The sequence below is a fragment of the Tateyamaria sp. genome, from assembly GCF_039940735.1.
Classification (GTDB): Bacteria; Pseudomonadota; Alphaproteobacteria; order Rhodobacterales; family Rhodobacteraceae; genus Tateyamaria.
This window is the reverse complement of record NZ_JBDVGB010000086.1, coordinates 1-7,952: the sequence shown is the minus strand read 5'-3', so window position 1 is coordinate 7,952 and position 7,952 is coordinate 1. Positions and strand designations below refer to the sequence as shown.

General features: G+C 54.5%; 7 protein-coding genes and 1 pseudogene. 4 read left to right on the top strand and 4 right to left on the bottom strand.

Annotated features, from left to right (window positions below):
• Together ABJF76_RS17865 and ABJF76_RS17860 are read right to left on the bottom strand one after the other, a co-directional pair.
• Positions 1–661: pseudogene (locus ABJF76_RS17865) on the bottom strand (hypothetical protein); the annotation flags it as partial.
• A gap of 168 nt (positions 662–829) precedes the next feature.
• Entirely contained in the window at positions 830–2,122 is a 1,293-nt protein-coding gene (locus tag ABJF76_RS17860) for an O-acetylhomoserine aminocarboxypropyltransferase/cysteine synthase family protein (protein WP_413821166.1), read from the bottom strand.
• Between the two features lie 186 nt (positions 2,123–2,308).
• Between ABJF76_RS17860 and ABJF76_RS17855 the strand changes: the two genes are divergently transcribed.
• Entirely contained in the window at positions 2,309–2,920 is a 612-nt protein-coding gene (locus tag ABJF76_RS17855; RefSeq protein ID WP_413821167.1) for a hypothetical protein, read from the top strand.
• On the opposite strand, the gene ABJF76_RS17850 is transcribed toward ABJF76_RS17855, so the two are convergent.
• Both ABJF76_RS17850 and ABJF76_RS17845 read right to left on the bottom strand, forming a co-directional pair.
• Positions 2,921–3,373 carry a hypothetical protein gene (locus ABJF76_RS17850; RefSeq protein WP_413821168.1) on the bottom strand — a complete coding sequence of 151 codons (453 nt, stop codon included), beginning with the start codon at positions 3,371–3,373 and terminating at the stop codon, positions 2,921–2,923. It lies immediately after the preceding gene.
• A 128-nt stretch (positions 3,374–3,501) separates the two neighbouring features.
• Complete coding sequence (locus tag ABJF76_RS17845; protein WP_413821169.1) at positions 3,502–4,512, bottom strand: hypothetical protein; 1,011 nt, start codon at positions 4,510–4,512, stop codon at positions 3,502–3,504.
• Positions 4,513–4,822: 310 nt separating this feature from the next.
• Here ABJF76_RS17845 and ABJF76_RS17840 point away from each other — a divergent pair, with 310 nt between their 5' ends.
• The 3 genes from ABJF76_RS17840 (at position 4,823) to ABJF76_RS17830 (ending at position 7,927) form a co-directional block, all read left to right on the top strand.
• Entirely contained in the window at positions 4,823–5,788 is a 966-nt protein-coding gene (locus ABJF76_RS17840; protein WP_413821170.1) for a glycine betaine ABC transporter substrate-binding protein, read from the top strand.
• 82 nt (positions 5,789–5,870) lie between these two features.
• The gene (locus tag ABJF76_RS17835; RefSeq protein ID WP_413821171.1) at positions 5,871–6,899 is read left to right on the top strand and encodes an ABC transporter permease; all 1,029 of its coding nucleotides are present in this window, start codon (positions 5,871–5,873) and stop codon (positions 6,897–6,899) included.
• Positions 6,896–7,927 carry a betaine/proline/choline family ABC transporter ATP-binding protein gene (locus ABJF76_RS17830; RefSeq protein ID WP_413821172.1) on the top strand — a complete coding sequence of 344 codons (1,032 nt, stop codon included), beginning with the start codon at positions 6,896–6,898 and terminating at the stop codon, positions 7,925–7,927. Before ABJF76_RS17835 ends, ABJF76_RS17830 begins: the two co-directional genes overlap by 4 nt.
• Positions 7,928–7,952 lie beyond the last annotated feature (25 nt).

Genomic DNA, 7,952 nt, shown 5'->3' with positions numbered 1-7,952 from the left:
GCTCTGGCTCTGGCTCTGGCACATCAGATGGTTCTATGGCGTCAAGCTGTGGTTCGACTTCAAACGCTGCTTCAGCCAGAATGGTTTCCTTTTCCGGCAAGTCAGCTGCGGGCGCTTCGACGACAACGACGCGCACGCCGTCTGGTACCACCTCGGCGTTGGGGGCCAAAATATCCTTTGAGTGCGCCGTCGGGCCAAAGAAGGGTTCGCCCAGAAAATCACTACCTTCGGCGGCCGCCACGAAACTGACGGGCTCAAAGCCATGATCTTTTGCAAAGCTCTCAGCCTCAAGCAGCGTTTCCTTTGCGACTGCCGCAATGTGGGTGCGGTCTGCGTCGGGCGAGATATCAAATGCCAAGGCATCAACAGGGTAAGGAGTGGCGCCGTTCAGCGCGGTGACTGCGGCCACGCGGCGCGCGTCATCGTCCATGTCCGGTGTGTCGATCGTTAGGTATTTGATCTGCGCATCGGGGATGATCAGTTTGCTGCGCAAGCGTTTGCGCGTTTTGGCGACATGGCCGTCTTGCAACAGATCGGCCAGTGCATCTGACAGGTTCGGATCCGAAACGGAAACTTCACCTATAAAATGCCATCCGCCAGCTGCGCGGTGCAGCAGACGGATCCCGTCGAAGGACAAGGAGAGCGCAAAGTTTGGCTTCATATTAGGCCTTTAGCAATTTTGCGGAGCGGATGAAACATCCACGACATTAAAACCCAGGATAAAGCAGGACTTTGCCCATGCATAGCAAAAGCCCGCAGAAAGGGGGATAAAAAATGCGTTTTCCCCTGATGCGCTGGCGCAACATAAAAAAGCGCCAGCGCATCACTTTTAGCTGACCGCTTTGGTCAATGCTTGATCGAGGTCGGCAATCAGATCGTTCACGTCTTCGGTGCCGATGGATACGCGCACAACTTCGGGGGCGGCACCGGCTGCGCGCTGTTGGTCAGCTGTCAATTGGCGGTGCGTGGTCGATGCCGAATGGATGATCAGCGAACGTGCGTCGCCCAAATTGGCCACGTGGCTAAAGATCTCTAGCGCATTGACCAGCTTCATGCAGGCGTCATAGCCGCCCTTGACGGCAAAGGTGAATAACCCGCCCGCACCGCGTGGGCAAATCTTGGCCACACGGTCGTAATAAGGCGAAGATTTTAGACCTGCATAAGTCACGTAGTCGACGCGATCGTCCGCTTCGAGCCAATTGGCGATCTTGACCGCGTTTTCGACGTGCCGCTCCATGCGCAAAGATAGTGTTTCAGTTCCCATAAGTGTATAGTGCGCCGCTTGTGGGTTCATCGTCATGCCCAGATCACGCAGGCCAATGGCAATGCCGTGAAAAGTAAAGGCCAGCGGGCCAAAGGTCTCGTGAAACTTGAGGCCGTGATAGGCGGGCTCTGGTTGGCTAAGGGCTGGGAACTTGTCGTTCGCAGACCAATCGAACTTACCTGAATCCACAACACAGCCGCCCGTGACAGTGCCGTTGCCCGTCAGGTATTTGGTGGTGGAATGCACAACCAAGGTCGCGCCGTGTTCGATGGGCCGACACAGGTACGGGGTGGCTGTAGTGTTGTCGACAATCAGCGGGATTTCAGCCGCATCGGCGATGGCCGAAATGGCATCAAGGTCAGTGATGTAGCCGCCGGGGTTGGCAATCGCTTCGCAGAAAACGGCGCGGGTGTTGTCATCGATGGCGGCTTTGACCGCATCCAGATCATCAAAGTCAACAAAGGTTGCCTCCCATCCGAAACGTTTGATGGTGTGGCTGAATTGGGTAACGGTGCCGCCATAGAGGCGGGTCGACACGACAACGTTCTTGCCCGGTGACATCAACGGATACAGCGCCATAATTTGCGCAGCGTGCCCGGATGAACAGCAAACCCCGCCAACGCCACCTTCGAGAGTGGCGACGCGTTCTTGCAAAACGGCCACCGTCGGGTTGGTCAGGCGGGAATAGATGTAGCCAACTTCTTGCAAATTAAACAACGCGGCCGCGTGTTCGGCGTCGCGAAAAACATACGCCGTCGTTTGGTAAATCGGAGTTTGGCGTGACCCAGTGGCCGGGTCAGGCCGCGCGCCTGCGTGAATTTGAAGGGTGTCGAAGCCGTACTTTGGACCGTCAGTCATGTCATCGCTCCTTTGCCAAGTGGCTTTAATGAGATGCACTATCGATAGGCAAAGGTAGCCCCATCGGCAAGGTGGAGAGCCCATTTTGAAATTTAGAAAGGGTGTCCCGAACATACATGTCATGTATATTGACGTGTTATGGTGTTGTGTATACATGCAGGCGTATACATGAATGGGATGATTAAAATGACCACCAATGCAGATGCGCCAACAATGGAAACCAATAACTCAGAAGATGACGGCAAGGCTGAAAAGCGTGCTGCTCGTCTGGAAAAGTTGAAAAAAGCGGAAACGCTAAATTTTGCTGTTGATGCGGGCGTGCGTGCTTTCCTGGCAAGAAGTGCCAAGGCGCAAGGGCTTGATTTATCGCACATGATGCAAAAGATCGTTGAGGGTTACATCATTGATAGTGCGCCCAAAGACAGTGAGTTATCTAAACGTCTGACGGCGAAGCGTGCTGTGATTGACATGACGCAAAATTTCGCCAGCGAAATGGATGCGGCAGGCCAGTTTGACGATCATTTTATCTTGAATGTCTTAAAGAAGGCCGCGTCGAACCCAACCTTTGCAGAAGCTTATGCTACCGCGACAGGTGCAGCAAATTCGAAAAAGAAATCAAAGCAAGCCGCTCACCGTGCGCGAACAACGTTAAATCAACAATTGGGACGCGTCATCAAGCGCACAGTTGGCGCTAAAAGTCTTCGCAATGACACGGGCAGAATTGTGCGTTCGACCGCGAATGATGCGCTAATTTCGACCTACACGTTGCTGACCAAAGCTGCGCCACCCACGGCCTAATTAACACACGCGACCGTCTGTTTTTTGGGCGGTCGCCATTCCTGATAGGCGATCAAGGACGTCGGGAAACTCGCCGACTTTATATTCGATCAGTTCGACTTTTGGGAAATCCGCGTCGCTATGGCGATGGAAAATATAGTGAACTTGGCTTGTCAGGAAAAGGTGCCCGGCGGTGTCTAGATGGTCCCATTCCACCCAAACATTTGAATAGTGACGCACTGGCATCCCTTCGGCGACGACGCGTGGGACAATCTTTGCAAGAGCGCCCGCTGAGACTTCGCCTCGATAAAGATCTAAAGCTTCAACATAGGTTTCGGGGGTCTTGAACACGAACAGACGGTCATTCGAATAAAATGGCAGTGGAAAGATAAACTGTTCGGCGACACCAGCGAGGTCGCCTTGGTTGAACATGCCCGCCAAAGCCTTCAAAAACTGCGTATTGATTTTTGACATTCAGGTCGTTCGCTTGAGTGCAAGTTATTATTCAACCCAAGATGGATAAATGGCGCGACTTTGTAAGGGGGAAACTGTGGTTTTTGCGTCTATGTGGCAAGAAAGCTGACGTTAAACGGCGTCAAACGTCAGCGCATCCAGAAGCCATTTGATTTGATCCGGTTACGGATAGCTTGTTCGCGGCGTGGCATGTCATTTTGATCAAACAACGCGCGCACCTTTTCGCCACGACCTTGATAGATCATGCGCTTAATCGGATCATAACCCTTTAGGACTTTCTTGATCTTGTTGGGGCTTGCAATCGCTTCCAACGCGGCGATCACCGCCTCGCTTTCGCGGGCATAAAGCAAGGGCAGCAGGCGGTAGTGGCAACTTACAGGCCCGTCCAAATGGTCATGCACAGCACTGTCGCGCCCGCCGCCAAGGGCGTGAATGACCAGCGGTAAGGCGACTTGGTCCAACCATGGGTCTAACGACTGACATACCAGCGTTTCAGGCGGGTCATTGGCGATCGCCAAGGCGTATTCTAGAAACTTTTCGCCAAACGCATGCGGGCAAGACCCAAAGAAATAACCGGCATTAAAATATAGATACCGTTCCCAATATTCATCAGGTTCAGAAAGATCGAGGCTGCTTTCAAAATCCAGACCAAACGCGTCGTAAAGCGATTTCCAAGTCTCGGTGTAGCCGGGGCCATAGAGTTCGATCTCTGGCCATGTGCCTGTTCTGCGCATGGACGCGCTTGGTTTGGCAAAGTCGAATGGGACGTCGGCCAATTCGCCGGTGATCAACGTATCGCTGTCAAAAAAGACAAATGGGTCGCCTTTGGGCAGGGCGCTGAGCATCTCGATTTTGTTGCCGTAGGGGTAGGCGGCGCCGAAATGAACGCTGTCAAACGGAATGATCTCTGCGCCCAAGTCGGTCAGGGCGGAGCGCAGGTCTTCGGGTTCAATGCGAGGGTCTTTGGGCCAAAGCGGGCCGGGCTGGGGTTCGCAAATCAGGACGCGGCCGTTAAATTTTGGGCTGTTGGCGCGCAATGACGCAACAAATAGCAACGCTTCATAGCCCAACCGCCCGGATTGACCGACGAGAGCGAGGTTAAACGGCGTCGCCGTCTGGTCTGTGAGATCTGCTGCCATTTTTCTTGCTTTGTACTTGTTACCATTAATCGTCGTATAGGCAGACAGGGGTTACGTCAAAGCGTTGTTCGCCTTTCTGACGGAAGGTTCGACAGATGACGCGGCTTTTGCGGTCGTGTTTACACGTGAAATTTCCTTGCGGCGGGGATCAGTGATAAATGCGCGGCTGCGTCATAGTATGGGATTGTCGTTGTGTCAGGGGGCTTTGCAGGGCGATGATATCTGGTTGAATTGGTTTGATTGCTTTTCTTATGTACTGTCGTGGCGCATAACCACGTTAGAATCTGCCAATTCCAGAGGGATAAAAACCATGAAAAAGTTCGCTTTTGCCGCCACGCTGGCCGTCACGTCCGGCGCCGCCACTATTGCCGCCGCCGACTGCGGCGAAGTTTCCATCACCGAAATGGACTGGGCTTCAGCAGCGGTTGTAACCAACGTTGCTAAGTTCTTGTTGGAACAGGGATATGGCTGCACCGTCGCCATCGTGCCAACCACAACAGTACCTGCCATGACGTCGGTCGCTGAAACGGGCGAGCCGGACATTTTGACTGAATTGTGGACCAGCTATACCGAAGTCTACGAAGAACTGCGCGCCGAGGGCAAGCTTGTCGAGCTGAGCAAAGTGCTGTCAGATGGTGGTATTGAGGCTTGGTGGATCCCCGCCTATCTGGCCGAAGCACACCCCGAATTGACGACTCTGGAAGGCATCAAAGCCAATCCTGAACTGATCGGTGGCCGTTTCCATGACTGCCCAACGGGTTGGGGCTGTGACATCACCAACAACAACAACTTTATTGCCGCAGGCCTTGGCGATTCAGGGGTCGAACGCTTCCAACATGGTTCGGGTGAAACATTGGCCGCAGCCATTGCGGCGGCAGCCGAAGCCAAAGAACCATGGTTCGGCTATTACTGGGCGCCGACATCTGTTCTGGGAAAATACCCAATGGTGCAGGTCGAAATGCCAGCCTATGACGCGGACAAACACACCTGCAACGGTCTTGAAGATTGCACGACACCAGAGCTGTCTGCCTATCCTGTGTCCAATGTTGTGACTGCGGCCACGCAGGCCTTTGTGGATCGCGAACCAGATGCGGCCGCCCTTATGGGCAATGTCACCTTTACCAATGCACAGATGGGTGACGTGTTGGCATGGCAAGAGGCCAACAATGCGTCAAACGAAGAGGCCGCTGTCTACTTCCTGACCACCTATAAAGACACATGGGGCAATTGGTTGGACGACGATGCCAAGGGCAAACTATCTGCGTTGTTGCAATAAACTGAAAGATGGGTGCAGGCCGCTTTGCGGCGTGCACCTTACGACGCAGCGCGTGATCGCGAAGCTAAGATAGGGGCAGGGCATGGCGCGTTATGACGCAATTTTCGACGCTTTAGGGCTGCGTGCATGGTGCGATGCCGACAAGGTCGAAGCCCCTTTGTCCATGGCGCAACTGCTGGCCCAAGCCCAAGGTGGCGAAGAGGTGGCGACACCTGGTTTGCCTTTTCCATCTTTGGATGTGCTACACGCTGCATGTTCCAAGATCGGTCAGACCCGTGATCTGACCGCAGGGCTCGAGGACGGGTTTTTGGCCATGCGGCCAGAGTTGAAATTCGTACTCGACCCGATCACGCAGCCGCTAAGCTGGCTGCTGGACAGTACTTTGTTTGTGTTTGAAGCCGCACCTTGGTGGGTCATAATCCCTGTCTTGTTGCTGGTGTCATGGTATGTCAGTCGGTCGCGGGCGGTCACTGGCTTTGTTGCCATGGTTCTTTTGTTTTTTGCCTTTATCGACCACTACGAGGTGGCGATGCAGACGTTGGCCATCGTGTTTGTGTGCACGGGCATATCGGTGCTGTTGGGGGTGCCCATCGGCATTGCGATGTCGCGGTCTAATACCGCGCAGCGCTTAATCGTACCGATCTTGGATTTGTTGCAGACGTTGCCGACCTTCGTCTATCTGATCCCGTTGATATTTCTATTTTCTGTCACAGAATCAAAGCTTTATGGCATTGCGATCATCCTTTACGCCATTGTTCCGGTCATCCGTCTAACCGACCTTGGCATTCGCCTTGTGGACCCCGACGTAATTGAGGCTGCGGATGCATTTGGCCTGACGGCGCGCCAGAAATTGACGCGGGTCCAACTGCCGTTGGCCTTGCCCAACATCATGGCGGGCGTGAACCAGACCATTATGATGAGCCTCGCAATGGTGGTCATCGCGTCACTTGTTGCGGCCCCCGGACTTGGGGTTTTGGTGCTGCAAGGCATCCGCAGTTCAGACCTAGGCGTGGGCATGGTGGCCGGGCTGGGCATCGTGCTGCTGGCCGTGGTGCTTGATCGCGTATCCAAGGCCGCATTGGCGCGGGTCGACACGCGGGGCAACCCATGAGCACCGACAAAACCAAGATCGCGATACGCGGGCTGTACAAGATTTTTGGCCCAGATGAAGGCGACATGGTCACCCATGTCCAAGGCGGCATGGACAAGGCCACGCTGCTGGAACAGCACCGTCATGTCTTGGGGCTGCGCGACATTAACATCGATATGATGGCCGGGGACATCACGGTCATCATGGGGCTGTCTGGGTCTGGCAAATCCACTTTGATCCGCCATCTCAATCGCTTGATCGACCCAACGGCGGGCGAAATTATCGTCGACGGCACGGATGTGCTTGCGCTAAATCCTGACGCTCTGCGCAAGATGCGCCAACAGCATATGTCGATGGTGTTTCAAAAATTCGCGCTGTTGCCGCATAAGACTGTTCTGGAAAACGCCCAATTACCGCTAAGCGTGCAAGGGGCTGACCGCGCGCTTCAGGACGAGGAGGGGCGCAAATGGCTGGCCCGTGTCGGCCTTGATGGGTTCGAAGGGCGCTATCCGGCACAATTGTCGGGTGGTATGCAGCAGCGTGTCGGGATTGCACGTGCGTTGACGGCCAACACTGACATTATGCTGATGGACGAGGCGTTTTCCGCCCTTGACCCACTTATTCGCACCGACATGCAGAACCTGTTGTTAGAACTGCAAAAAGAGCTGCAAAAGACCATCATCTTTATCACCCACGATCTGGACGAAGCATTAAAGCTGGCGGACCATTTGGTGATCCTTAAGGATGGGGCCGTGGTGCAGCAAGGCGACCCGCAAGCCATTCTTTTGGCCCCGGCGGATCCTTATATCGAAGACTTCGTCAGCGACATCAACCGCGCCCGCGTGCTGAAAGTGCGATCCGTTATGCAACCTGTCAGCACTGAACGTTTCGACGGCGACGTGGCCGCCAACAGCAATCTTGAGGACATGATCGCATTGTCCGGCGGTGACACGGGCCATGTTTACCGTGTGATGGACGGGGACGCGGTCTTGGGGCAGTTGGACATGAAAGATCTGGTTAAGGCGTTGGTACCTCGGGTGGCGGGGTAGAAGGACCGGCTTCGGCCTCTGGTAT

What these genes read in the sequence shown, in the direction of transcription:
- ABJF76_RS17840 (WP_413821170.1), top strand. Translation starts at nt 4,823, where the DNA reads ATGAAAAAGTTCGCTTTTGCCGCCACGCTGGCCGTCACGTCCGGCGCC.
- ABJF76_RS17830 (WP_413821172.1), top strand. Translation starts at nt 6,896, where the DNA reads ATGAGCACCGACAAAACCAAGATCGCGATACGCGGGCTGTACAAGATT.
- ABJF76_RS17835 (WP_413821171.1), top strand. Translation starts at nt 5,871, where the DNA reads ATGGCGCGTTATGACGCAATTTTCGACGCTTTAGGGCTGCGTGCATGG.
- ABJF76_RS17845 (WP_413821169.1), bottom strand. Translation starts at nt 4,512, where the DNA reads ATGGCAGCAGATCTCACAGACCAGACGGCGACGCCGTTTAACCTCGCT.
- ABJF76_RS17850 (WP_413821168.1), bottom strand. Translation starts at nt 3,373, where the DNA reads ATGTCAAAAATCAATACGCAGTTTTTGAAGGCTTTGGCGGGCATGTTC.
- ABJF76_RS17855 (WP_413821167.1), top strand. Translation starts at nt 2,309, where the DNA reads ATGACCACCAATGCAGATGCGCCAACAATGGAAACCAATAACTCAGAA.
- ABJF76_RS17860 (WP_413821166.1), bottom strand. Translation starts at nt 2,122, where the DNA reads ATGACTGACGGTCCAAAGTACGGCTTCGACACCCTTCAAATTCACGCA.